At 65.9% G+C, this 25,457-nt stretch carries 23 protein-coding genes; 11 read left to right on the plus strand and 12 right to left on the minus strand.

Features of this window, described 5'->3' with window-relative positions:
- Positions 1-52: 52 nt before the first annotated feature.
- Both P24_RS08435 and P24_RS08440 read right to left on the minus strand, forming a co-directional pair.
- Entirely contained in the window at positions 53-1,051 is a 999-nt protein-coding gene (locus P24_RS08435) for an LLM class flavin-dependent oxidoreductase (protein WP_008944285.1), read from the minus strand.
- 10 nt (positions 1,052-1,061) lie between these two features.
- Positions 1,062-1,622 carry a molybdopterin-dependent oxidoreductase gene (locus tag P24_RS08440; protein ID WP_008944286.1) on the minus strand — a complete coding sequence of 187 codons (561 nt, stop codon included), beginning with the start codon at positions 1,620-1,622 and terminating at the stop codon, positions 1,062-1,064.
- Positions 1,623-1,792: 170 nt separating this feature from the next.
- Here P24_RS08440 and P24_RS08445 point away from each other — a divergent pair, with 170 nt between their 5' ends.
- Positions 1,793-3,160, plus strand: coding sequence for a glutamine synthetase family protein (locus P24_RS08445; protein WP_008944287.1), 1,368 nt, complete (start codon positions 1,793-1,795; stop codon positions 3,158-3,160).
- Position 3,161: 1 nt separating this feature from the next.
- Complete coding sequence (locus tag P24_RS08450; RefSeq protein WP_008944288.1) at positions 3,162-4,334, plus strand: iron-containing alcohol dehydrogenase; 1,173 nt, start codon at positions 3,162-3,164, stop codon at positions 4,332-4,334.
- A gap of 334 nt (positions 4,335-4,668) precedes the next feature.
- On the opposite strand, the gene P24_RS08455 is transcribed toward P24_RS08450, so the two are convergent.
- The 4 genes from P24_RS08455 to P24_RS08470 all read right to left on the minus strand — a co-directional run bounded on the left by P24_RS08455 (position 4,669) and on the right by P24_RS08470 (position 8,109).
- Entirely contained in the window at positions 4,669-5,271 is a 603-nt protein-coding gene (locus P24_RS08455) for a 2-hydroxychromene-2-carboxylate isomerase (protein ID WP_008944289.1), read from the minus strand.
- Positions 5,268-6,902, minus strand: a complete 1,635-nt coding sequence (locus tag P24_RS08460; protein ID WP_008944290.1) for an acyl-CoA synthetase — start codon at positions 6,900-6,902, stop codon at positions 5,268-5,270. Before P24_RS08460 ends, P24_RS08455 begins: the two co-directional genes overlap by 4 nt.
- 76 nt (positions 6,903-6,978) lie before the next feature.
- Positions 6,979-7,623 carry a peptidoglycan-binding domain-containing protein gene (locus tag P24_RS19205; RefSeq protein WP_008944291.1) on the minus strand — a complete coding sequence of 215 codons (645 nt, stop codon included), beginning with the start codon at positions 7,621-7,623 and terminating at the stop codon, positions 6,979-6,981.
- Between the two features lie 12 nt (positions 7,624-7,635).
- Positions 7,636-8,109, minus strand: a complete 474-nt coding sequence (locus P24_RS08470; protein WP_008944292.1) for an RT0821/Lpp0805 family surface protein — start codon at positions 8,107-8,109, stop codon at positions 7,636-7,638.
- Between the two features lie 211 nt (positions 8,110-8,320).
- Here P24_RS08470 and P24_RS08475 point away from each other — a divergent pair, with 211 nt between their 5' ends.
- Positions 8,321-9,709 (plus strand): amidase, encoded by a 1,389-nt coding sequence (locus P24_RS08475; RefSeq protein WP_040707133.1) that lies wholly within the window; start codon positions 8,321-8,323, stop codon positions 9,707-9,709.
- Positions 9,710-9,756: 47 nt separating this feature from the next.
- Here P24_RS08475 and P24_RS08480 read toward each other — a convergent pair whose 3' ends face one another.
- Positions 9,757-10,428 (minus strand): DUF4286 family protein, encoded by a 672-nt coding sequence (locus P24_RS08480; RefSeq protein WP_008944294.1) that lies wholly within the window; start codon positions 10,426-10,428, stop codon positions 9,757-9,759.
- A 116-nt stretch (positions 10,429-10,544) separates the two neighbouring features.
- Between P24_RS08480 and P24_RS08485 the strand changes: the two genes are divergently transcribed.
- Positions 10,545-12,653 (plus strand): hydantoinase/oxoprolinase family protein, encoded by a 2,109-nt coding sequence (locus tag P24_RS08485; protein ID WP_008944295.1) that lies wholly within the window; start codon positions 10,545-10,547, stop codon positions 12,651-12,653.
- Positions 12,654-12,667: 14 nt separating this feature from the next.
- Positions 12,668-14,401 (plus strand): hydantoinase B/oxoprolinase family protein, encoded by a 1,734-nt coding sequence (locus P24_RS08490; RefSeq protein ID WP_008944296.1) that lies wholly within the window; start codon positions 12,668-12,670, stop codon positions 14,399-14,401.
- 198 nt (positions 14,402-14,599) lie between these two features.
- Here P24_RS08490 and P24_RS08495 read toward each other — a convergent pair whose 3' ends face one another.
- Positions 14,600-16,189: a peptide chain release factor 3 gene (locus P24_RS08495; RefSeq protein ID WP_040707135.1), complete on the minus strand. Its 1,590-nt coding sequence runs from the start codon at positions 16,187-16,189 to the stop codon at positions 14,600-14,602.
- Positions 16,190-16,337: 148 nt separating this feature from the next.
- Between P24_RS08495 and P24_RS08500 the strand changes: the two genes are divergently transcribed.
- Genes P24_RS08500 through P24_RS08515 form a run of 4 tightly spaced genes read left to right on the plus strand, consistent with a single transcriptional unit; the run spans position 16,338 to position 20,801 of the window.
- Complete coding sequence (locus P24_RS08500; protein ID WP_008944298.1) at positions 16,338-17,786, plus strand: amidohydrolase family protein; 1,449 nt, start codon at positions 16,338-16,340, stop codon at positions 17,784-17,786.
- A 44-nt stretch (positions 17,787-17,830) separates the two neighbouring features.
- Positions 17,831-18,940: a serine hydrolase domain-containing protein gene (locus tag P24_RS08505; RefSeq protein ID WP_008944299.1), complete on the plus strand. Its 1,110-nt coding sequence runs from the start codon at positions 17,831-17,833 to the stop codon at positions 18,938-18,940.
- A 9-nt stretch (positions 18,941-18,949) separates the two neighbouring features.
- Positions 18,950-19,858, plus strand: coding sequence for a DMT family transporter (locus P24_RS08510; protein WP_008944300.1), 909 nt, complete (start codon positions 18,950-18,952; stop codon positions 19,856-19,858).
- Complete coding sequence (locus tag P24_RS08515; protein WP_008944301.1) at positions 19,839-20,801, plus strand: DMT family transporter; 963 nt, start codon at positions 19,839-19,841, stop codon at positions 20,799-20,801. Before P24_RS08510 ends, P24_RS08515 begins: the two co-directional genes overlap by 20 nt.
- Here P24_RS08515 and P24_RS08520 read toward each other — a convergent pair.
- The 4 genes from P24_RS08520 to P24_RS08535 form a co-directional block, all read right to left on the minus strand.
- Complete coding sequence (locus tag P24_RS08520) at positions 20,798-21,598, minus strand: ZIP family metal transporter (RefSeq protein ID WP_008944302.1); 801 nt, start codon at positions 21,596-21,598, stop codon at positions 20,798-20,800. The two genes, P24_RS08515 and P24_RS08520, sit on opposite strands and share 4 nt — an antisense overlap.
- A gap of 86 nt (positions 21,599-21,684) precedes the next feature.
- On the minus strand, positions 21,685-22,164 hold the full coding sequence (locus P24_RS08525) for a Dps family protein (protein WP_008944303.1): 480 nt from the start codon (positions 22,162-22,164) through the stop codon (positions 21,685-21,687).
- 60 nt (positions 22,165-22,224) lie between these two features.
- Positions 22,225-22,782 (minus strand): carboxymuconolactone decarboxylase family protein, encoded by a 558-nt coding sequence (locus P24_RS08530; RefSeq protein ID WP_008944304.1) that lies wholly within the window; start codon positions 22,780-22,782, stop codon positions 22,225-22,227.
- Between the two features lie 111 nt (positions 22,783-22,893).
- Positions 22,894-23,433, minus strand: a complete 540-nt coding sequence (locus P24_RS08535; protein ID WP_008944305.1) for a peroxiredoxin — start codon at positions 23,431-23,433, stop codon at positions 22,894-22,896.
- Positions 23,434-23,542: 109 nt separating this feature from the next.
- Here P24_RS08535 and P24_RS08540 point away from each other — a divergent pair, with 109 nt between their 5' ends.
- Together P24_RS08540 and P24_RS08545 are read left to right on the plus strand one after the other, a co-directional pair.
- Entirely contained in the window at positions 23,543-24,454 is a 912-nt protein-coding gene (locus tag P24_RS08540) for a hydrogen peroxide-inducible genes activator (RefSeq protein WP_008944306.1), read from the plus strand.
- 29 nt (positions 24,455-24,483) lie between these two features.
- A complete protein-coding gene (locus P24_RS08545) occupies positions 24,484-25,455 on the plus strand; it encodes a zinc-dependent alcohol dehydrogenase (RefSeq protein WP_008944307.1) in 972 nt (323 codons plus the stop codon).
- The last annotated feature ends 2 nt before the right edge of the window (positions 25,456-25,457 follow it).

Here is a 25,457-nt window from a genome sequence, read left to right on the forward strand (position 1 = left end):
CGGTTCGCTGACGCTCACCACCCTCTCCCGCAAGGGGAGAGGGTTTACATTCCTACGCCGCCGCGCGCAGGTCGCTGACGATGCCGGAGAGGATTTCGTAGGAGCGCAGGCGCTTCCCATGATCGTGGATCGCCGAGGCGACAATCAGCTCGTCGGCGCCGGTATCCGCGATGAAGCGTTCCAGACCGGCCCGCACCGTTTCCGCCGAGCCGACGAAGGAACAGGCCAGCATGCGCGCGACATGCGCCTTCTCGTCCGGCGACCACAGGCTTTCGATATCCTCGACCGGCGGCGGCAGCTGACCGCGCCGTCCGCGGATCATGCCGATCACCCGCTGCTGCGCGGAGGTGAAGAGATAGCGCGCCTCCGCATCCGTATCGGCGGCAAACACATTCACCCCGACCATCGCATGCGGCCGGTCGAGCTGCTCGGACGGCTTGAAGCCCTCGCGATAGACGGAAAGCGCCTGCATCAGCGCGCCCGGCGCGAAATGCGAGGCGAAGGCATAGGGCAGGCCCAGCACCGCCGCCAGCTGCGCGCCGAACAGGCTGGAGCCCAGAATCCATAAGGGCACGTTGGTATCCGTCCCCGGCACAGCCTGGATGCGCTGGTCCGGCTGCAACGGCCCGAGCAGCGCCTGCAGCTCCAGCACATCCTGCGGGAACTGGTCGGACGCCATCGGGTCGCGGCGCAGCGCCCGCCAGGTCATCTGGTCGGTGCCCGGCGCACGGCCAAGGCCAAGATCGATGCGGCCCGGAAACAGCGATTCCAGCGTGCCGAACTGCTCCGCGATCACCAGCGGCGAATGGTTCGGCAGCATGATGCCGCCCGCCCCCACCCGCATGGTCTTGGTGGCGGCGGCCACCTGGCCGATCACCACGGAGGTCGCCGCACTGGCGATGCCGGTCATGTTGTGATGCTCGGCCAGCCAGTAGCGGTTATAGCCCCAGCGCTCCGCATGACGGGCAAGGTCGATCGTGTTGCGCAGCGCATCGCCGGGCGTGGAGCCCTGCGGCACCGGCGCCAGATCGAGAACCGAAAAGGGAATCATCGCCATCCCCCTATTCCACTGTCATGTAGAAGCCGGCCCAGAGCCATTTGGAATCGTCCATGCCCTTCAGCTTCGGGTCGGTATCGCGCGGATAGACCAGCCAGACCGGGCCACGGTCGCCGATGCCGAGATAGCGGCCATCGGCCTTCACCGCGAGCACGGCATCGTGATTATAGGCGTCGGTCACCGGGATTTCCGGCTCATAGCCATCCAGCCCCAGGAAGCGGATGGTGCTGCCCCTGGCACCGGCGGCCTTCAGCACATCGCGCAGCAGGGGCCCCTCGAAGGTGTAGCCCTTCGGCCATTCCGGGTAGCGCACGGTCAGGCTCTTCATGCCCAGCGCCTCCAGCATCGGGAGGTCGAAAGCCACCGCCTTCTCGAAGCCGGTGACGCCGTGGCTTTTCAGCAGCCCGTCCATGAACGGGTCGAACGACCCCCGATTGGACTTGTCCACCGTGCCGGTGATGGTGAGGACGACCGGCCCGGACGGTTCCGGCAATTGCTGCGCCGAGACGGCGCTGGAAACCAGCAGGCCGAGGGCGACGAACGCGCCGAACAGACGAGACTTCATGATGGCTCCGATCCCGAGTGTCGAATGGTTAAGGGGACTATAGCGCCGCTTGCCGGCCGGGTCATCCGCACCGCTCGACAGGCGCGTGGTTTTCCGGTCTGATCCAGGATCATAGGTACGTATATAAATAATCGGGTGCCATACCGACCGGACAGGAGGCAGGACGAAACATGCAGGCCAGAGAGGTAAAGACAGAAGAGGAGGCAAGGCGGATCGTCGAGGCACGCGGCCTCAGCCATGTGAAGGTCGGCGTCAGCGACATCGATGGCGTGCTGCGCGGCAAGTATATGGCGCGCGACAAGTTCTTCTCCGCGCTGGAAGGCGGTTTCGGCTTCTGCGACGTGGTGCTGGGCTGGGATTCGCAGGACGAGCTGTACGACAACACACGCTTCACCGGCTGGCACACCGCCTATCCCGACGCGCCGGTGCGCATCCTGCCAGAAAGCTGCCGCGAGCTGCCCTTCGAGGACAATATGCTGTTCTTCCTGGGCGAGTTCGCCGACAAGGCGGAGACGGTCTGCCCGCGCGGCACGCTGCGCCGGGTGCTGGACAAGGCGGAGTCCATGGGCTTCAAGGCCAGGGCCGCCTTCGAGTATGAATTCTTCCTGTTCGACGAGACGCCCGACAGCATCCGCGAGAAGGGCTATTACGGGCTGAAGCCGATCACGCCCGGCATGTTCGGCTATTCCGTGCTGCGCTCCACCGTGCATGCCGATTTCTATCACGCCCTGCTGGAACTGTCGGAGCGCATGGACTTCCCCATCGAGGGGCTGCACACCGAGACCGGCCCCGGCGTGCTGGAGGCCGCGATTACCGTCGATGACGCGCTGGCTGCCGCCGACAAGGCCGCCCTGTTCAAGAGCTTCACCAAGGTGCTGGCGCAGCGCAACGGCATGATGGCGACCTTCATGGCGAAATGGTCGCCCGACTATCCGGGGCAGAGCGGCCACCTGCATCTGTCGCTGACCGACAGGGACGGCAAGCCGGTGTTCCATGACCCGGCGGCGGAGCACGGCATGAGCCCGACCATGCGGCATTTCCTCGGCGGGCAGCAGAAGCTGATGCCGGAGATGCTGGCGCTGATCGCGCCCACGGTGAACAGTTTTTCCCGCCTGATTCCCGGCTACTGGGCGCCCATCGCGTCACTGTGGGGCGTGGAGAACCGCACCTGCGCGCTGCGCCTCATCGGCGATTCGCCGAAATCCAAGCGCATCGAATACCGGGTCGCGGCGGCGGACGGGAATCCCTATCTGGTGCAGGCGGCAGCACTCGCCTCGGGCCTGTGGGGCATCGAGAACGAGATCGAGCCGGAAACGCCGATCAAGGGCAATGCCTATGAGGTGAAGCCGCCCGCCCGCCTCGCCTTCCCCGCCACGCTGTGGGAGGCGGCGCAGAAGCTGCGCCGCTCAAAAGCCGCGCGGCAGATGCTGGGCGAGGATTTCGTCGAGCATTTCGCCGCCACCCGCGAGTGGGAGGAACGGCAATACCGCAAGCACATCTCCGACTGGGAACTGCAACGCTATTTCGAGATCATCTGACATGAACCACGACTTCGCCACCCTGCGCGCGACCTTCACCTTCCCGACGACGATCCGCTTCGGCGCCGGCTCCATCTCGCTGCTGCCCCGGACCTGCGCCGAACTTGGCATGCAGCGCCCGCTGCTGGTCACCGACCCCGGCCTCGCCGGCCTGCCGATACTCGCTGCCATGCTGGAGGATTGCCGCAAGGCCGGCCTTGGCGCGGAGCTGTTTTCCGACGTGAAGCCGAACCCGACCGGCAGCAATGTCGAGGTCGGGCTGAAGGCGTTCCGCGCCGGCAGGCATGACGGCGTGGTCGTGGTCGGCGGCGGCAGCGCCATGGATGCCGGCAAGGTCGTTGCGTTCATGGCCGGGCAGAGCCTGCCGGTCTGGCATTTCGACGATGCCGGGCCGGGCTGGAAGGATGCCAGCCTGCAGGGCATCGCCCCCATCGTCGCCGTGCCGACCACCGCCGGCACCGGGTCGGAGGTCGGGCGCGCCGGCGTGATCGTGAATGAGGAGACGCACCGCAAGATCATCATCTTCCACCCGAAGATGCTGCCCGCCGTGGTAATCGAGGACCCCGCCCTGACCGTCGGCCTGCCGCCACACCTGACGGCGGCAACCGGCGTCGATGCCTTCACCCATTGCCTGGAGGCCTATTGCGCGCCCTCCTTCCACCCGCTGGCCGAGGGCGTGGCGGTGGAGGGCATGCGGCTGGTGAAGGAATATCTGCCGCGCGCCTGCAAAGACGGCACGGATATCGAGGCGCGCGGCCAGATGCTGGTCGCCGCCAGCATGGGCGCCACAGCATTCCAGAAAGGGCTGGGCGGCATCCACGCGATCAGCCACCCGGTCGGCGCGCTGTACGACACCCATCACGGGCTGACCAACGCCGTGGTCATGCCCTATGTGCTGGCGTTCAACCGCCCGGCGGTGGAGGCGAAGATCGGCCGGCTGGCGGCCTTCCTCGATATCGCGGGCAGGTTCGACGGATTCATGGACTGGATCCTGGCCTTCCGCCGCGACCTCGGCATTCCCCATACGCTGGCGGAAATCGGCGTCGATGCCGCCCGCTCCGGAGAGATCGGGAAGTATGCCGCCGACGATCCCAGCGCCGGCGGCAACCCGATCCCGCTGACGCCTGCCATCCTGCAGAAACTGTTCGAGGATGCGGTGGCGGGGCGGTTGTAGGGGTTAGCGTTCGCCCGCTTGTCTTCCCCGTTCATCTCTGCCCGTCACCCCCATTCTCTAAATGTCACCCCCGCATTTATTGCGGGGGTCCAGGCTTCCGCTAGCTGGATCGTCGGTCTAGCAGGCTGAACCCTGGATTCCCGGCACAAGGCCGGGAATGACGGCTTTAAGAGAGTTGCCCCCTCACCCGGTTCGCTTACGCTCACCACCCTCTCCCGCCAGGGGAGAGGGTTATTGTCTGCGCGCTCTGTTCTTTCCCTCTCCCCTTGCGGGAGAGGGTTGTGGAGCCTTATGAGCGAAGCGAATTAGGCGACGCTGGGTGAGGGGTAAACACTCACCGTCCGGCCAGCTTGTCCTCGACGAAGTCCAGACGGTCCTGGCCCCAGAACAGCTCGCCATCAATGATGTAGCTGGGCGCGCCGAATACGTCGCGGGCCATGGCTTCCTCCGTCGCGGTCTGAAAATCCTGCTCGACTTCGGAATTGGTCTCGGCGGCGAGCCGCAGTCCCTTGCCGTCCATGCCCAGCTTGTTGGCAACATCGACCAGCACGTCCCAGTCGGCGACGTTGCGGTCCTCCGCCCACAGCGCGGCGCCACAGGCATTGGCCAGCGCCAGCGCATCGTCGCCATTCATGCGCGCGGCAATGATCATCAGGCTGGCCGGCTTGCCATCGCCGGGAAAATGCGTCGGATGGGTGACCAGCGGCACGCCCAGCTTCTTCTTCCAGCGCGCCAGCTCCAGTAGGCGGTAGGCCTGGCGCTGCGGCGGGCGCTTGGCCAGCGGCAGGCCGCCGGAGACGGAGAAGGCCTTGCCAAGGTCAATCGGCTTCACCGCCACCGTGGCGCCGTGCTTCTTCGCGATTTCGGCGAAGCGCTTGCCGCCCAGATAGGCCCAGGGGCTCTGCGGCGTGAAATAGTAGTCGACAATCTTGCTCATCGGTTCTCTTGCCTTTCGGTTTCCAGCGCACGCAATTCGCGGCGCATGATCTTGCCGGTCGCGGTCATCGGCAGGCTGTCCACGAAGGCGACATGGCGGGGATATTCGTGCGCCGCCAGCCGTGTCTTCACGAAGTCCTGAATGTCGCTGACCAGTTGCGCGTCGGGCAGGATGCCCGGTTTCGGCACAAGGAAAGCCTTAACCGCCTCCGTGCGCAAGGGGTCGGGCACGCCGATCACGGCTGCCATCGCCACAGCGGGATGCTTCAGCAGGCAATCCTCGATCTCCGCCGGGCCGATGCGGTAGCCAGCCGAGGTGATGACATCGTCATCACGGCCAACGAACCAGAAATACCCCTCCTCATCCTGCCGCGCCTGATCGCCGGTCAGCAGGAAATCGCCGGCGAACTTCGCCGCCGTAGCCTCAGGGTTCTTCCAGTATTCCAGGAACATCACCGGGTCGCCCTTGCGGATGCCGACTGTACCGACGCTCCCCACGGGCAGGATATTTCCGTCCGCATCGACGATTTGCACATCATGGCCCGGAATGGCGCGCCCCATCGCCCCCGGCCGGACCGGCAGGATGGAGGCGCAATTGCCCACCACCAGATTGCATTCGGTCTGGCCATAGAATTCGTTGACGGTCAGGCCGAAAACCTCGCGGCCCCAGTCCAGCAGCTCCGCCCCCAGCGTCTCGCCGCCGGAGCCGATGGAGCGCATGGCATAGTCCCAGCGGGTTTTCGGCTTCTCGACCTGGCGCATCATCTTCAGCGCGGTCGGCGGCAGGAAGGCATTGCGCACGCCGTGTTTCGCAATCAGGTGGAAGGCGTGTTCCGGGTCGAACTTGCGCATACGGTGGGACAGCACCGGCACGCCGTGATGCCAGCTGGGCAGCAGCACATCGATCAGCCCGCCGATCCAGGCCCAGTCGGCCGGCGTCCAGAACAGATCGCCCGGCTGCGGGAAGAATTCCTGCGGAAATTCGACCCCCGGCAGATGGCCCAGCAGCGTGCGATGCGCATGCAGCGCGCCCTTGGGCTGGCCGGTGGTACCGGAGGTATAGATGATGAGGGCAGGATCGTCGGCGACGCTGTCGATGGGGATTAAATTGTCGCTGGCCTTCGTAAGCGCGGTCTCCAGCGACAGGAAGAAATCGCTGTCCCGTGCCGCATCCGCCGCCAGCACGACGGAAAGGTCCGGCAGGGCCGGGCGGATTTCTTCAATCACCGGCAGCCGCTCGGCATCCGTCATCAGCGCGCGGCAGCCGGCATTGCCGAGGCGGTATTCCAGCGCCTCCGGCCCGAACAGGGTGAACAAGGGTACGGCGATCAGCCCGGCCTTGTAGCAGGCGACATGGGCAATCGCCGCCTCCGGCCGCTGCGGCAACAGGATGCCGACCCGGTCACCCGGCGTCAGCCCCTGCGCCAGCAGCAGATTGGCCAGCCGGTTCGACAGGCGCGATATCTCGCCGAAGCTGTAGCGGCGGATCGAGCCATCCTCATTTTCATGGATCAGCGCCAGTGCTGACGGGTCGTGCCGGTCGCACACATCGACGCCGATATTGTAGCGCTGCGGCACCCGCCAGCGGAATCCGGCGACGGCCTCCTCATAGCGTGCCACTCTGGCCAGCATGGCGTCCCATCCTCCCACTTTTCTTGTTGGGAGGATGATAACGGCGGAGCGGAAGCTTTTACTAGGTGCGAAGGCCCTAAGTGCGAAGGCCGGTCGTGCCGACCTGCCCCGGTTTCATGCCGCGCAGCTCCTCCAGCAGGTCCTGGCCGACATTGCCGGTGACGCTCTTGCCGTGGTCGTACTGGTAGCGCTCGATGGCCTGCCGGGTCGCCGGGCCATACAGCCCGTCGATGGCACCGCCATAATAGCCCAGCCGCAGCAGCTCGCGCTGCACGTCGCGGGTCAGCGGATCGCCCGCCACCTGCTTCGGGGCTGTGCTGCCCGTGCCCGCCGACACTTCCGGCCGCGCGAACTTCATATGGTCCAGCACATCCTTGCTGGCGACGCCATCGACCGGCAGGCCGGCCTTGCGCTGATAGTCGCGGAGGGCGCTGCGCGTGCGCGGCCCCATTGCGCCATCGACCGGGCCGGCCTTGAAGCCCTTCTCGTTCAGCGTCTCCTGGATCGCGCGGATCGTGGCGGTGCGCATCTGCTCCGGCATGCTCTCCACCGCCTGTGCCATGACCAGCGGCGTCGGCACCGGCGCGTGGTCGGGCACCGGCGGCAGGGTCATGCCGGCCGCCGGCTTGGCCAGCGCCCAGAAGGCGATGGCGGCCAGTGCCAGCAACGCGACCCGGCCTGGTTCGGTTTTCGCAGCCGTCACAAGAGATTTGGCGCGCATCGGACCGGCTCCCTAATTCACCATCTTCCAGCTGCCGTCAGCCTGTCGGCAGGCCACGCCATGGGCGTTCTGCGACTTGCCGTCGACATAGACCGTTGTCTGATACTCGCGGCAATATTCGCCGCTGGAGGCGGTGCCGTCGCGCACCGGCGTCACGCTGCCGGAATTGCCGGTATTCGGGTTGTTCCAGGTGATGGTCTGGCCAATCGGTGCGGTGTTGGCCCGGCTGAAGGCGTTCTGCGCGCGCTGGCGGTCCACCTCGTCCAGCCCGCGGCCAACCTCGGAGCCGAGATAGGCGCCCAGCAGCGCGCCCGCCGCCGTCGCCGCCAGCTGGCCGGTGCCACTGCCGAACTGCGCGCCCGCAACGGCGCCGCCGACACCGCCGAGAACGCCGCCGATGCCCTGCTTGGTGCCGACACCGCTATTCTCGCAGGCGGCAAGCGCCAGCGGAGCGGCAAGTGCGATGGCGATGATCCTGGTACGCATCTTTATTCTCCCTTGTGGGATGCAATCCTGTACACCGGTGTAACGGGTCCAGCGCTACCCGGTTCCTCACCTTTCAACGCCATTGCGGCGAAATTCCGTCGCGGCTTTGTAAAGATCGCACTTGGCCCATGCGGTGAAAGCGCGGCAGGATGGCGCCACCGATTCCCTGCCTGCCCCACATTCGCCCCTTACCAATTTCGAGAGACATTCCATGACCGCCCTTCCGCCCGATCCCCTCGCATCCGGTATCGCTGCCTATGGCCGCGACCTGCGCGCCGGCAAGACCACAGCCGAAGCCGCGACCCGCGCCTATCTCGACCGCATCAAGGCACTGGACCCGAAGCTGGGTGCCTTCCAGCTGGTGATGGTCAAGCAGGCGCTGACCGCCGCGAAGGCCATCGACCGGCTGCTGGCCGCCGGCACCGATCTCGGCCCGCTGATGGGCGTACCGGTGGCGGTGAAGGACCTGTTCGCCATCGAGGGCACCAAGGCCTTCGCCGGCACGAAGCTGGACGTCGCCGACCTGATCGGCGGGGAAGGCAGCTTCGTGAGGATGCTGCGGCGCGCCGGCTGCGTCATCCTGGGCAAGACCAAGACCGTCGAGTTCGCGCTGGGCGCCACCGGTATCAGCAAGCCGCGCGGCACGCCGTGGAACCCATGGGACGCCAAGGTGGCGCGCCTGCCCGGCGGCTCCTCCAGCGGCTCCGCCGTGGCGACGGCTGCCGGCCTGTGCGGGTTCGCCATCGGCTCCGACACTGGCGGCTCGGTGCGCATTCCGGCGGCGCTGTGCGGGCTGTTCGGGCTGAAGACCACGGTCGGGCTGTGGGCGACGGACGGCGTGTTCCCGCTGTCGCCGACCTTCGACACCATCGGCCCGCTGACCAAGTCGGCAGCGGACGCGGCGCAGGTCTTCGCCGGCCTGACCGGCCGCCCGGTGGTGCAGGCCGCACCGCTGGACGGGCTGCGGCTTGGCCGGCCGGTGGGCTATTTCTTCGATAATCTGGAAAAGCCGGTAGCGCAGGCGACCAAGAAGGCGCTGGAGAAGCTGGCCAAGGCCGGGGCTTCCATCGTCGATATCGAGGTGCCGGAAGCCGCCGAACGCGCGAAGATCTTCCCGGTCGTGCTTCCGGTCGAGCTGGTGGCGGCGCTGGGGCGCAAGCGCTTCAAGGCCGGCCGCCGTAAGATGGACCCGGTCGTCGGCTCCCGCGCCGAATCCGGCCTCACGGTTGGCGCGCCGGAATATCTGCACGCGATCTGGCGCACCCGCGATCTGGAGAAGATCGCCGAACAGCGCATGGCGGGGCTGGATGGCTGGATCACGCCGACCTCGCCGATCCTGCCGGCACCGGTGGCTGATCTCGAAGACCCGGAAGTCGGCGGCAAATATGCGCGGCTGGTGACGCAGAACACCCAGCCCGGCAACCTTTTCCGCCAGTCCGGCACCTCGACGCCAATCCAGCATCTCGGCGATGGCGACCTGCCGATCGGCCTGCAGCTGCTCTGCCCCGGCTTCGCAGAGGAACGCGCGCTTTCGATCGCTCTGGCGATGGAGGAGCTGTTCGGCACGCCGCCTGCCCCGAACCTGAAGGGGTTTGTGTAAGGGGTAGCTGAGAACCCCCTCGCCCCTGCCGGGGCGAGGGAAAGCCGCTAAAGCTCCGGCTTGCCGAGTATCCACATCAGCGCGTAGGTGCCGCTGTCGATGGCTTTCAGCCCCGGCAGGCTGGCCGATGAAACCGCCTTGGCGGCGGCAGCGGCGACCTCCGCCGAGGTGGTATCGACCAGCACGATCCAGTCCTTCGCTTCCGGCGCGTCTTTCGGCGCGTCCTTGTGCTCGGCCAGCGGCTTGGACAGTTCCGGGTCGCTTTCCATGATATGGGCGGCCAGCGTGCCATCCTTCGTCACAAGGTCCGCCAGAACCACCTTCAGCGCCTCGCGCGCCGTGGCGGAATCATTGTCCGCCGGGCGCAGCCGGATCACGGCGGCAGCCCCGCCAAGGCCGGCGCCAAGGCCGGCGGTCGTGCGGGCGACCTGGCGCTTCACATTCTGGAAATTCGCCATCACCTTCTTCGACCAGTCGGTCTGGTTCGCCAGCATCTGCTTGTAGGACGGACTGGAGAGGACGGCGAAATCCTCCGTCTCGTAGAAGGAGATATATTTCGGGCTGGCCGAGACGGCGATATAGCGCCGCGCCGACAGGAAGCCCGGAATTCCCACCCGCTCCGCAATATGCTCGCGGTCGTACCAGCGGTTGAACTCCTCTTCCCAAGCGGCGGGAATGTCGGTTCCCACGATCAGCATGCCGGTGCCCTGCAGCGCCATCTCGTCTCCTTTTCGCGTGGCGTATGACCAAAGTTGTCATCAATGTTGCACAACTCCGGGGGCGATTGTAGCGTGCCGTTCCTTCCCTTTCCGGCCCGCCCGAATGGAGTGCCTTCATGACTGCTTCCTCTCCCGCTGGCTCATCCGCTGGTGCGCGTCTCGCCGTCGATATCGGCGGCACCTTCACCGATGTGGCGCTGGAGGTTGGCGGCCGGCTGGTGACGACCAAGGTGCTGACCACGCCGGCAGCCCCGGAGGAAGGCGTGCTGACCGGCATCGCCAAGGTGATCGAACAGGCCGTCATCGCGCCGTCCGACGTGTCGATCATCATCCATGGCACGACACTGGCGACCAATGCGCTGATCGAGCGCAAGGGTGCGAAGACCGCGCTGCTGACCACCGAGGGCTTCCGCGATTCCGTGGAGATGGCCTACGAGAACCGGTTCGAGCAGTACGACATCAATATCGACCGGCCGAAGCCGCTGGTGCCGCGCCATCTGCGCCTGCCGGTGCGCGAGCGGCTGAATGTGAAGGGCGAGGCGCTGATCCCGCTGGACGAGCAGTCCGTGCGCGACCTGATCCCGGTGCTGAAGCGGGAAGGCGTGGAGAGCATCGCCATCGGCTTCATCCATGCCTACGCCAACCCGGCGCATGAGCAGCGCACGGCGGATATCCTGCGCGAGGCCCTGCCCGACCTGTCCTATACGCTGTCCTCCGAGGTCTGCCCGGAAGTGCGCGAGTATGAGCGGCAATCGACCACCTGCGCCAACGCCTATGTGCAGCCGCTGATGGCCAGCTACCTCGCCCGGCTGAAGGCGCAGCTGCACGATCTGGGCTATGGCTGCCCGTTCTTCATGATCACCTCCGGCGGCGGTCTGACGGCGCTGGAAACGGCGATGAAATTCCCGATCCGGCTGGTCGAATCCGGCCCGGCCGGCGGCGCCATCCTGGCCAGCCGCATCGCCGCCGAATGCGGGCTCGACGAAGTGGTGTCCTACGATATGGGCGGCACCACGGCGAAGCTGTGCCTGATCGACAAAGCGCAGCCGCTGGCCTCGCGCACCTTCGAGGTGGACCGCGTCTATCGCTTCATGAAGGGCAGCGGCCTGCCCATCCGCATTCCGGTCATCGAGATGGTGGAGATCGGCGCCGGCGGCGGCTCCATCGCCCATGTCGATACGATGAAGCGCATCACCGTCGGCCCGGAATCCGCCGGCTCCGTCCCCGGCCCGGCCTGCTATGGACGGGGCGGCACGCAGCCCACCGTGACCGACGCCGATGTGGTGATGGGCCGCATCGACCCCGATGTCTTCGCCGGCGGCTCGGTCAGCCTGGCCCCCGATGCGTCCAAGGCGGCGATGGCGACAGAGATCGGCGCGAAGCTGAACCTCTCCGACGCGCTGGCCGCCTTCGGCATCGCCGAGGTGGTGGACGAGAACATGGCCAACGCGGCGCGCGTGCACGCCATCGAATGGGGCAAGGACATCGCCAAGCGCGCGATGATCGCCTTCGGCGGTGCCGCCCCGCTGCACGCCGCACGGCTGGCGGAGAAGCTGGAGATCGACCGCGTCATCATCCCGACCGGGGCCGGTGTCGGCTCGGCGCTGGGCTTCCTGAAGGCCCCCGTCGCCTATGAGGTGGTGCGCAGCCGGCACATGAAGCTGTCGCAATTCGACGCCTCCATCGCCAACGCGACGCTGAAGGAGATGCAGGAGGAGGCGCTGGCCATCGTGCGCGAGGGCGCGCCGAAGGCGGAACTGGTGGAAATCCGACAGGCCTATATGCGCTATGTCGGCCAGGGCCACGAGATCGCCGTCGATGTGCCGGTGCGCGACCTGACGCAGGCCGACGCGCAGCATATGGCCGATGTGTTCGCCAAAGCCTATGCGGCGCTGTATGGCCGGACCATCCCCAATCTCGATATCGAGATCCTGAGCTGGACGCTGACCGTCAGCACCAAGGTGGAGAAGCCCGCGACCGTGCCGATGCCGGTGGAGAGCCTGCCGGCTCCGGAACCGAAATCGCGCAAGCCGATCTTCGATCCGGTGAAGACCGACCATGTCGAGGCCGGCATCTACTGGCGGCCCGACCTGAAGCCCGGCATGCGCATTCCCGGCCCGGCGCTGATCGCCGAGGAACAGACCACCACCGTCGTCTCCTCCAGCTTCGATGCGCTGATCAACGAGCTGGAGTATATTGTTCTCGTCCGCAAGACGGCCGCCTGAGGAAGGACATCGCGATGACCCGGAATTCCGCCCTCGACCAGATCCATCTGCAGATCATGTGGAACCGCCTGCTCTCGGTTGTCGAGGAACAGGCGCAGGCCCTGATCCGCACCGCCTTCTCCACCTCCGTGCGCGAGGCCGGCGATTTGTCAGCCGGCGTGTTCGACACGCGCGGCCGCATGCTGGCGCAGGCCGTTACCGGCACGCCCGGCCATGTGAACGCGATGGCCGCCTCGGTCGGTTTCTTCCTGGAGCGGTTCCCGGCGGAAACGATGAAGGAAGGCGACGTCTTCGTCACCAACGACCCCTGGCTCGGCACCGGCCATCTGCACGATTTCACCGTCGTTACGCCCACCTTCAAGGACGGGAAGATCGTTGCGCTGTTCGCCTCCACCAGCCATGTCGTCGATGTCGGCGGGCGCGGCTTCGGCGCCGATGGCCGGCAGGTCTATGAGGAAGGCATCAACATCCCGATCATGCATCTGGCCCATGCCGGCACGATGAACGAGTCGCTGCTGCAGATCGTGCGCGCCAATGTACGCGAACCGGTGCAGGTCGAAGGCGATCTCTATTCGCTGGCCGCCTGCAACGAGACCGGCAGCCGCCGGCTGGTGGACATGATGCGGGAATTCAGCCTGGACAGCATCGACCCGCTGGGCGAGCACATCATTGAGCACAGCCGGGCGGCAATGCTGGAGGAAATCCGCGCGCTGAAGGCCGGCACCTACAAGAACGCCATGCGCATCGACGGCTATGACAAGCCGATCGACATCGTCGCCACCATGAAGGTCGGCGAGGACGGCATCGATGTCGATTTCGATGGCACCTCGCCGGTCTCCACCTACGGCATCAACGTGCCGCTGACCTATACCCAGGCCTATGCCAGCTTCGGCGTGCGCTGCATGATCGGCGGCAAGGTGCCGAACAATGCCGGCTCGCTGGAGCCGGTTCGCGTCACCGCGACGGAAGGCTCCATCCTGAACGCGCCACATCCCTGCGCCGTCGCCGCGCGCCACGCCATCGGCCAGATGCTGCCGGATGTGGTGCTGGGCTGCCTGGAGCAGGTGATCGGCGATGTGCCGGCGGAAGGTACCTCCTGCCTGTGGAACCCGATGCTGCTGGGCGGCCATGGGCTGGTCGGCGATGCCGATTACGGTAAGGCCACGCCGTTCGCGGTGAACCTGTTCCATACCGGCGGCACCGGCGCGCGGCCCGGAAAGGATGGCCTCTCGGCCACCGCCTTCCCGTCCGGCGTGCGCAACACTCCGGTGGAGATCAACGAGACGGTCGCCCCGCTGATCGTCTGGAAGAAGGAATACCGGACCGATTCCGGTGGCGCCGGGCGCTATCGCGGCGGCACCGGGCAGGTCATGGTGATCTCCCATGCCGAGGGCGCGCCCTTCGCCATTTCCTCCATGTTCGATCGCATGATCCACCCGCCGCGTGGCCGCAAGGGCGGCGCCGAGGGGCAGGTCGGCAAGATGTACCAGCGCGGGACCGGCACCGGCATGAAGCCGAAGGGCCGCCAGCCGATCCCCGCCGGGGAGACGCTGGTGCTGGAGATGCCGGGCGGCGGCGGCTTCGGACGCCCCTATGAGCGGCCAGCGGCGGAGGTTGCGGCGGACGTGCTGGCCGGCTTCGTCTCCCGCGAGGCAGCCGAGCGCGACTATGGCGTGGTCCTGAACGACAATTTCGCCGTGGACGAGGCCGCCACGCAGCAGCGCCGCGCGCAGGCGGCCGCGGAGTAGAGTTTCCCTCTCCCCCGCCCCCGCCCATCACACGCCATATACTCCGCCCGTCACCCCCGCACTTGTTGCGGGGGTCCAGGCTTCAGCTTGCTGGATGCCCGCCCGAGTAGGCTGAATCCTGGATTCCCGGGACAAGCCCGGGAATGACAGTCTGGGGAAGCTGCGCCGACTTTGCGCCTCCCGCGGTATTAAGAACCCCTAAGCCAACTTCTCTTTCGTCTTCAGGAAGCGCAGCTTGGGGTTCTGCTCAATGGCGGTGTCGAGGTGCCAGTTGTTGCGCGCGAGGAAGACGGGATCGCCGTCATGATCCTCCGCCAGGGTCGAGCCGTTGGCATCGCGGAACTTCTTCAGCAGCACGGGATCATCCGATTCGATCCAGCGCGCGGTGATGTACTGGGTCTGCTCGAACTTTACCGGGATGCCGTATTCGGTGCGGATGCGGTCGGCCAGCACGTCGAACTGCAGTACGCCGACCACGCCGACAATCCAGCCGGAATCGAGGTTCGGCTTGAACACGCGGGCCGCCCCCTCCTCCGCCAGCTGAATCAGTGCGGCCCCCAGATGCTTCGCCTTCATCGGGTCTTCCGGGCGCACCCGCTGCAGCATTTCCGGCGCGAAGCTGGGAATGCCGGTGAACTGGATCGGCTCGCCCTCGGTCAGCGCGTCGCCGATGCGCAGATTGCCATGGTTCGGGATGCCGATGATGTCGCCGGCCACCGCCTCCTCCGCGATCTCGCGGTCCTGCGCCAGGAACAGCAGCGGATTGTGCAGGTTCACCTGCTTGTCGGTACGCACATGCTTCAGCTTCATGCCGCGCTTGAAATGGCCCGAGGCCAGCCGGAAGAAGGCGATGCGGTCGCGGTGCTTCGGGTCCATGTTCGCCTGAATCTTGAACACGAAGCCGCTAACCTTGTCCTCCAGCGGGTCGATATTGCGGCCGACCGCCGGCTGCGGGCGCGGCGGCGGCGCCAGCTCGGCCAGCCCGTCCAGCAGCTCGCGCACGCCAAAGCTGTTCACCGCACTGCCGAAATAGACCGGGGTCAGATGCCCCTCGCGGTACATTTCCAGATCGAATTCCGGCATCAGCCCGCGCGCCATCTCCACCTGCTCGCGCAGCTCCGCCGCCGCATGGGACGGCAGCAGCTGGTCGATCTTCGGATCGTCCAGCCCGTCGCATGTCGTGGTCTCGCCGGCCAGCGAACTGCGGCTCTTCGGCATCAGCACCAGCCGGTCCTTCATCAGGTCATAGCAGCCAAGGAAGCCCGGCCCCATGCCGATCGGCCAGGAGGCCGGTGTGACATGCAGCTGCAGTTCGTCCTCAATCTGCGACAGCAGCTCGAACGGATCGCGCGCCTCGCGGTCCATCTTGTTGATGAAGGTGATGATCGGCACGTTGCGCAGGCGGCAGACCTCGAACAGCTTGCGGGTCTGCTCCTCGATGCCCTTGGCGGCGTCGATCACCATGACAGCCGAATCCACCGCCGTCAGCGTGCGGTAGGTGTCCTCGCTGAAATCCTCATGGCCCGGCGTGTCGAGCAGGTTGAAGGTGCGGTTCTCATAGTCGAAGGTCATCACCGAGACGGTGACCGAGATGCCCCGCTCCTTCTCCACCTTCATCCAGTCGGAGCGCGCACGCCGCGCGTCACCGCGCGCCTTCACGGCACCCGCAAGCTGGATGGCGCCGCCGAACAGCAGCAGCTTTTCGGTCAGCGTGGTCTTGCCGGCGTCCGGATGCGCGATGATCGCGAAGGTCCGGCGCCGCGACACGGTGTCGGCGAACTCGGTCATGGAACTCATAAGGGCGTTTCGAAACGTGGGCGTTAGGTGCCCCGTCGCGCCCGCGAAGTCAATGGCCGCTGGGAAATTCCCCCTTGCCTGCCGGGCCGTTCTGCGGCCAACTTGATAGCAAGAGTTACATTTCAGGGATGCCATCGCGATGACCGAAACCACCTTAATCCGCAATGCCGACTGGGTCGTGGCCTTCGACAAGGCGAAGGGCGAGCATGTCTATCTGCGCGATGCCGACGTCGCCTTCGAGGGCAACCGCATCACCCATGTCGGCAAGGGCTACGAGGGCAAGGCAGACCGCGAGATCGACGGCCGCAACCGTGTCGTCATGCCGGGCATGGTCAATGCCCATTCGCACCCGACCAGCGAGCCGCTGCGCAAGGGCATCACCGACGAGACCCGCAGCCCCGGCTTCTGGCATTCCTCGCTGTACGAGTACCTGACTGTCTTCGAGAACGATCCCGACGGCTATCAGGCCTGCATGCAGGTGGCGATGGCGGAGCTGCTGATGAGCGGCTGCACCACCGTGGCCGACCTGTCGATTGCCTTCGAGGGGTGGCTCGACACGCTGGCCGACAGTGGCATCCGCGCCGTGGTCGCGCCGATGTACCGCGACGCGCGCTGGTACACGACCGACGGGCACGAGCTGAAATATGACTGGAACCCGGAGAATGGCCGCAAGGGCTTCGAGAAGGCACGGCGGATCATCGACCTTGCCAACCAGCACCCGTCCGGCCGGCTGTCCGGCATGGTCTGCCCGGCGCAGATCGACACCTGCACGCCGGAGCTGATCCGCGACAGCTTCGACTATGCGGTGGAGAAGAACCTGCCGTTCCAGATCCACGCCGCGCAGGCGGTGACCGAATTCCTGGAGATGCAGCGCCGCCACGGGCTGACGCCGATCCAGTGGATGGAGTCCATCGGCGCGCTGGGCGAGCATTCGATCATCGGCCACGGCATCTTCCTCGACCATCATCCCTGGCTGCACTGGACGACGCGCAAGGATCTGGGCCTGCTGGCCGACAGCGGCTCGACCGTGGCGCACTGCCCGACCGTGTTCGCCCGGCGCGGCATCACGCTGCGCACCTTCGGCGGCTATATCCGGGCCGGCGTGAATATGGGCATCGGCACCGACACCTATCCGCATAATTTCCTGGAGGAGATGCGCTGCGTCGCCATGTATGCCCGCGTCATCGGCGAGAGTGTGGACGACCTGAACACCTCCGACGTGTTCAACGCCGCCACGCTGGGCGGTGCCAAGGCCCTGCGCCAGCCGGACATCGGCGGCATCGCGCCCGGCTTCAAGGCCGATATCGTGCTGCTGGACGCCAAGCACCCGGCGATGATGCCGCTGCGTGAGCCGGTGCGCAGCCTGGTCTATGTCGCCGGCGACCGCGCGGTGAACGATGTGTTCGTCGATGGACGACAGGTGGTGCAGGACGGCAAGTGCCTGACCATCGATCTGCAGACTGCCTCCGAGGCACTGGAGGAGGCGCAGAAGCGCTCCCTGAAGAAGGTCTCCAAGCTGGACTGGAACAATCGCAGCGCGGATGAGCTGGCCCCTATGGCCTATCGCACCGTTGACCGGCTAAACTGACCTCGAATCGTCACTCAACCTTCAAAAAAAGAAACGCCCAAACCATGACCAAGACCTATTTTCCGGCTGCCGGTTCCGACTGGGAACGGCAGGAGCCGGCGGCTGCCGGTTTCGATGCCACGGCCCTTCAGGCCGCCGTCGATCACGCCATCTCGCACGAGACCGGCTGGGACCGCGACATCATGAAGGTGCTGACCGAGGGCCATTTCGAGCCGCCGCCCTATAACGAGATCCTGGGGCCGGTGCGCGAGCGCACGGGGCCGAACGGCCTGATCCTGAAGGGCGGGCGCATCGTCGCCGAATGGGGCGATACCAGCCGCGCCGACATGACCTTCTCGGTCTCCAAGAGCTACCTGTCGATCTGCGCCGGCCTTGCCGTGAAGAAGGGGCTGATCAAGGACATCCACGCCCCGATCCGCGAGCTGGTGAAGGATGGCGGCTTCGAGTCGGAGCAGAACCGCGACATCACCTGGCATCATCTGCTGCAGCAGACCAGCGAATGGGAAGGCACGCTGTGGGACAAGCCGGACCTGCTGGACCGCCACCGCGACCTGACCAGCGAGGGTGCCAATTCCAAGAAGGGCACCCACCGCGACCTGCAGAAGCCGGGCAGCTTCTGGGAATATAACGACATCCGCGTGAACCGGCTGTCGCTGGCCCTGCTGCGCGTGCTGGGCGAAGGCCTGCCTGCCGTGCTGAAGCGCGAGGTGATGGACCCGATCGGCGCCTCGCAGGACTGGGAATGGCATGGCTACCGCAATTCCTATGTCGAGATCGGCGGCAAGCAGGTGCAGTCCGTCTCCGGCGGCGGCCACTGGGGCGGCGGCATGATGATCGGCTCGCGCGACCATGCCCGCGTCGGCCTGCTGATGGCCAACAAGGGCAAGTGGAGCGGCACGGAAATCCTGCCGGAGAGCTGGATCGACGCCTCGCTGCAGCCCTGCGACCTGCAGCCGATCTACGGCTATATGTGGTGGCTGAACACCGACCGGAAGCAATATCCCAGCGCGCCGGAGACCAGCTTCTTTGCGGTCGGCGCCGGCAATTCGATCATCTGGATGGACCCGACGCACGACCTCGTCGCCGTGGTGCGCTGGATCGCCAAGCCGGGCTTCGACGGTTTCTGCCGACGCGTGATGGAGGCGATGCGCTAAGGGGGTGCCATGTCCTCCCCCACCCCCTCCCCGGATTCGGGCGCCCTTCCCAACGCGGTGAAGGGCATCCTGTGCATGATCACCGGATCGGCGATCATCACGCTGAACGACACCGCGATGAAATGGCTGACGACCGACGGCGTGCCGGTCGGCCAGGTCATGTTCATCCGCGGCTGCGTTGCCATCGTGCTGGTCTATCTGACGATGCGCCGGCTGTTCGGCCGCGAGTCGCTGCGGGTGAACAGCTGGAAGGCGCAGCTTGCCCGCGGCTTCCTGTTCTGGCTGGCGGCCTTCATCTATAACCACGCGCTGCACCATCTGCCGCTGGCGACCGCCATCAGCCTGTCCTTCGTCGCTCCGCTGTTCGTCACCGCGCTGGCGGTGCCGCTGCTGGGCGAGCGGGTCGGCTGGCGGCGCTGGACGGCCGTGCTGGTCGGCTTTGCCGGCATGCTGATCATGATGCGGCCAGGCGGCGACATCGTGCTGATCTTCGCCACCCTGCCGATCATCGCCGCCTTCGTCGGCGCGGTGCGCGACATCCTGACCCGCAAGATGAGCGCGACCGAGACCTCCGCCTCGATCCTGATGGTCACCACGGTGATGGTCACGCTGACCAGCGTGCCGACCGCCTTCGCCGGCGACTGGATCATGCCCGAGCCTTCGCATCTGGCGATCATGGTAGCGGCTGCCTGCTGCATGGTGCTGGCGCATTATCTGGTTATCGAGAGCCTGCGCCTGGCCGAGGCCGGCCTCGTGGTGCCGTTCAAGTACACCCAGCTGATCTGGGGTGCTGTCATCGGCTTCGCGATCTGGGGCTATGTGCCGGATATCTGGCAATGGATCGGTGCCGCCGTGGTGATCGGCAGCGGGCTGTTCATCTTCCGCCGGGAGATCACCCTTGCCCGACAGAGACGATAGGCCCTCGGCCATTCCGCTGCCCAGTTCGCCGACCGCGCAGTCGGCGCCGCCGGTACGGCCTGTCTCGGTCTCGACAGCACCGGGCAAGGGCATCGGACTGACCGTCGGCGGCACGGCGATCATCACCTTCAACGACGCCATCATGAAATGGCTGTCGGCCTTCCTGCCGGTCGGCGAGGCGCTGTTCGTGCGCGGCGGCTTCGCCATACCCTTCATCTGCCTGCTGGCCTGCCTGACCGGTGGCTGGCGCACGCTGCGCGTGGGCCGCTGGAAGGCGCAGCTGCTGCGCGGCTCGCTTGTGGTCGCCGGCTCCTATTTCTTCTTCTACTCGGTGAAATACCTGCCGCTGGCCGATGTAGTGGCCATCGGTTTCGCCGGGCCGCTCTTCACCACCGCACTGGCACCGTTCTTCCTGGGCGAGCGGGTGGGCTGGCGGCGCTGGAGTGCTGTGCTGATCGGCTTCGGCGGCGTGCTGCTGATGGTCCGCCCACAGGCCGCCTTCACCGGGGAGCTTGGCTGGATCGTGCTGCTGCCGCTGTGCGGTGCCTGCACGGGCGCCGTGCGCGACATCGTCACCCGCAAGCTGATGGCGACCGAGACCACCTCCGGTACGCTGCTGGTGACGACCTTCTGCGTCACCCTGTCCGGCCTCGCCACCTGGCCGCTGGGCTGGGTGCCGCTGGACAGCCAGCTGACGCTGCTGCTGGCCGCCACCAGCATCCTGTTGGCCTCGGCGCATTTCCTGCTGATCACCGCCTATCGCTTCGCCGAGGCGGCACTGATCGCGCCCTTCCGCTTCATCAACCTGCTGTGGGCGGCGATCTTCGGCTATCTGTTCTGGGGCGATGTCCCGAACGCGACCATGCTGGCCGGCGCCGCCGTGGTCATCGGCTCCAACCTGTTCATCTGGCACCGCGAGACGCGGCTGGCTAAGCGTCGCTAGATGACAACGTCCAGCAGCATCATGGTCACGAACCCGGCCATCAGCGCGAAGGTCGCCGGCGTCTCATAGCCATTGCGGTGGGTCTCGGGGATGACCTCATGGCTGATGACGAAGATCATCGCCCCTGCCGCCGCCGCCAGCGCCCAGGGCAGCGCCGGCTCCACGACGCTGACGAGGCCGGCGCCAATGAAGCCGCCGAACACCTCCACCACGCCAGTCAGCAGCGCGATGCCGATGGCCACTGCGCGGCTGTAGCCGAGGCCCAGCATGACCAGCGCCACGATGAAGCCTTCCGGCAGGTTCTGGATGAAGATGCCGCTGGTCAGTGACAGCCCGTTGGAAATATCGCCGCCGCCGAATCCGACGCCGACCGCCAGACCTTCCGGGAAATTGTGGAAGGTGATGGCCAGCACGAACAGCCAGACCCGACGGATTTCGACGGCATCGACATTTTCCGGCCCTTTGATCATGTGCTCATGCGGCAGGAACCGGTGCACGACATAGAGGCCGTAAGCGCCGATCATCATGCCCAGCGTGACCACAACGACGCCGGCCAGCGCGCTGCCATACTGCTCCGCGCCGATATCCACGCCCTGCAGGATCAGCGAGAAGCAGGCCGCCGCCAGCATGATACCCGCCGCATAGCCCAGCAGCATGTCCTGGGTGCGCTGCGAGATGGTGGTAACGGCGAAGACCGGCAAGGCGCCGACACCGGTCGCCGCGCCCGCCGCAAGGCTGGCGATGACGCCGATCCAGATCATCGGCAGGCCGGCAAAGAACAGTTCGACACTCGCCATTGGGATTCTTTCCTTGAGCGGACGCAAAAAGGGCGCCGGACTATTTAAGACGGTCCGGCGCCCTGTGCGAGACTATTCGCGGAGGATTACTGCAACAGGCTGCGCAGCATCCAGGCGGTCTTCTCATGCGTCTGCATGCGCTGGGTCAGCAGATCGACCGTCGGTTCGTCGCCGGCCTTGTCGGCCAGCGGCAGCAACTCGCGCGCGGTGCGCACCACCGCCTCCTGGTCCTTCACCAGCTGGGCGATCATCTCCTCGGCGGAGGGAACGCCGGTCTCTTCCTTCACGCTGGACAGCTTCGCATACTGCGAATAGCTGCCCGGCGCCGGGAAACCGAGGGCACGGATACGCTCGGCAATCTCGTCCACCGCCAGCGCCAGGGCGTTGTACTGCTCCTCGAACATGAGGTGCAGCGTGTTGAACATGCGCCCGGTCACGTTCCAGTGGAAATTATGCGTCTTCAGATACAGCGTGTAGGTATCCGCGAGCAGCCGGGACAGCCCGTCCGCAATCGCCTTGCGGTCCTTCTTGCTGATGCCGATGTCGATTTCCGTACTCGTGCCCATCCGAACTCTCCTTCCGGTTGGCGAGGATGCCCCTGGGGGGATGGCCGATGATGACCTGGATCAGGCGGCCTCCTGCGCCTTATTTACTTGCGCGCTGACAGCCTCCGCTTCAAGGGTGACTGCAACCGCATGAACCACGGCGGCGATGCGGATCGACGCCTGGATGGCCTCGCTCTTCAGGCCGTGCTTCAGCAGCTCGCGCTCGTGCGAATCGATGCACATGCCGCAGCCATTGATGGCGGAAACCGCCAGGCTCCACAGCTCGAAATCCGCCTTCTCCACGCCGGGCTTGCCGATCACGTTCATGCGCAGGCGCGCCGGCATGGTGTGATACTCCTCGTTCGAGGAGAGGTGCACGAAGCGATAGTAGATGTTGTTCATGCCCATGATCGCGGCAGCAGACCGCGCGGCAGTCAGCGCCTCCGGCGACAGCTTCTCAGCTGCCTGCGCCTCGATGGCGGCAATCACCTCGGCATTGCGCGAGGCAATCGCGGAGGCGAGGAAGGTGCCCCACAGCTGCTGCTGGGTCAGGGTCTCCTCGTCGGCGAGGCTGGACAGGTTCAGCTTCAGGTCGCGCGCATAGTCAGGCAGCGCGCTCTTCAGGGTGTCGATGCTCATGGCAGGCTCCTTATTGGAAATCCGGTAGAGGCAGAGAGCGGCGGACGGTTCACCCGCGGGGGATGAGAGGGTGGGATGACGGGTGGCCATCCGCCGCCCCTCAGGCGCTGTTTAGGCGGCCTTGAGGGTCTCTTCGCCCTTCTGCCAGTTGCACGGGCACAGCTCGTCGGTCTGCAGCGCGTCCAGCACGCGGATGACTTCCTTCGGGTTGCGGCCGACCGACAGGTCGTTCACCGACACGAAGCGGATGATGCCGTCCGGATCGACGATGAAGGTGGCGCGGTTGGCGACGCCCTCTTCCTTGTCGAGAATGCCGAGGGCAGCGCTCAGCTCCTTCTTGATGTCGGCCAGCCACGGATAGGTGACAGCCTTCAGGTCATCGCGGCTCTGGCGCCAGGCGACATGCACGAACTCGGAGTCGGTGGAGCCGCCGATAAGAACCGCGTCGCGATCCGCGAAATCCTCGTTCAGCTCGCCGAACGCCACGATCTCGGTCGGGCACACGAAGGTGAAGTCCTTCGGCCAGAACATGTAGACCTTCCACTTGCCCTCGAAGCTGTCCTGGTTCAGAACCGGGAAGTCCTTCGGCAGCTCGGCCGACTCAACGGCCTTCAGGGAATAAGCGGGGAACTTGTCGCCAATGGTAAGCATGTTGATGTCTCTCCATGAATTGGGTTCGGGTAAGCCGACAAACGGAATATGCTGCAGCGCACGCATTCTTTCCAATGAGTTAATCCGATAGTTACAATCGATAAAATCAATGACCCCACTCCCCACCCTGAAGCAGCTCCGCTATCTCGTGGCATTGGCCGAACATCATCATTTCGGTAAGGCCGCCGAGGCCTGCTTCGTCACCCAATCCACCCTAAGCGCCGGCATCCAAGAGCTGGAAACCCTGCTGGGCACGGTGCTGGTGGATCGCGGCAACCGCAGTGTGATCTTCACCCCTGTGGGTGAGGCCGTGCTGCAGCGCGCAAGAAAGCTGCTGAGTGATGCGGAGGAACTGGTGGAGGAGGCCGCCGCCGGCCGGCAGCCGCTGTCCGGCCGCCTGCGCATGGGCGTCATCCCGACGGTGGGCCCGTTCCTGCTGCCCCGCATCCTGCCCGCCCTGCGGGAGGCCTATCCGGCACTGAAGCTGTATCTGACCGAGGACCGCACCGAACGGCTGGTCGAGCAGTTGAAGGAGGGCGCGCTGGATATCCTGCTGCTGGCCCTGCCGTACGACATCGGCGATGTCGAGACCGTCTCCCTGGCCGGAGACAGCTTCTATTTCTGTTGCCTGCCGGAGCATCCGCTGGCGCAGCGCAACCTTGTCCCGGTGGAAGCGCTGAAGGGCGAGAATCTGCTGCTGCTGGAAGACGGGCATTGCCTGCGCGACCATGCGCTGGCCGCCTGCCGGCTGGAAGGCGCGCGGAACAGCCAGGGCTTCCGCGCCACCAGCCTGCATACGCTGGTGCAGATGGTCGATAACGGGCTGGGTGTCACGCTGCTGCCGAAGCTGGCGCTGGATGGCAAGCTGCTGGACGGCACCCGTCTGGTCGCGCGGCCCATGGACGACCCTGAGGCCACGCGTGAGATCGGGCTGGTCTGGCGGCGCGGCACCGCCCGGCGCGAGGAATTCCAGCTTCTCGCCGATTTCTTGAAAGCGCAGATGGCGGCGCTATCTACCTGACCTTAAAGCTTTTCCGGCAGGACCATAGAATGATAACCAACACAGCCCGCGCCTTCTGGATTGACCGGCCCGGCAAGGGCGTGATCCGCGAGGAGAGCCTGCCGGAACCGGCCGGGGGCGAAGTGCGCGTACGCACGCTCTACAGCGCCGTCAGCCGGGGCACGGAGAGCCTGGTGTTCCAGGGCAAGGTGCCGCAGAGCCAGTGGCAGGCGATGCGCGCTCCCTTCCAGGGCGGCTTCTTCCCCGCCCCGCTGAAATATGGCTACATCAATATCGGTGTGGTGGAGGATGGCGCCCTGCCCGCCGGCACCCCAATCTTCTGCCTGTACCCGCATCAGGACCGCTATGTCGTGCCGGCCGATGCCGTCACCCCCCTGCCCGACAGCCTGCCGCCGGAACGTGCCGTGCTGGCCGCCAATATGGAAACCGCGATCAACGGGCTCTGGGATGCCGCCCCGCTGGTCGGTGACCGCATCGCGGTGATCGGCGCCGGCGTGGTCGGCTGTCTGGTCGCCTTTCTGGCCAGCCGCCTGCCGGGCGCAAAGGTCGAGCTGATCGATATCGATCCGGCCAAGGCCGCCATCGCCGAGGCGCTGGGCATCCCCTTCGCGCTGACCCGCGACGCCACCCGCGAGGCCGATATCGTCATCCATGCCAGCGGTAACCCGATGGGGCTGCAAAGCGCGCTGACCTTCGCCGCCTATGAAGCCACAGTGCTGGAAATGAGCTGGTACGGCAGCACGCTTGTTCCTCTTCCATTGGGTGAAGAGTTTCATTCCAAACGATTGATTTTGAAATCATCTCAGGTCGGCGGCATCTCCCCGGCCCGGCGGGCGCGGCGCTGCTATGCCGACCGCATGGCGCTGGCCCTGTCGCTGCTGGCCGATGACCGGCTGGACGCGCTGATCACCGGTGAAAGCCCGTTCGAGGAACTGCCGGACCTCATGCCCACACTCGCGTCAAACCCTGCCGGCACGCTCTGCCACCGCATCCGTTACTGAGG

Source organism: Oceanibaculum indicum P24 (genome assembly GCF_000299935.1).
In the GTDB taxonomy this organism is placed as follows: Bacteria; Pseudomonadota; Alphaproteobacteria; order Oceanibaculales; family Oceanibaculaceae; genus Oceanibaculum; species Oceanibaculum indicum.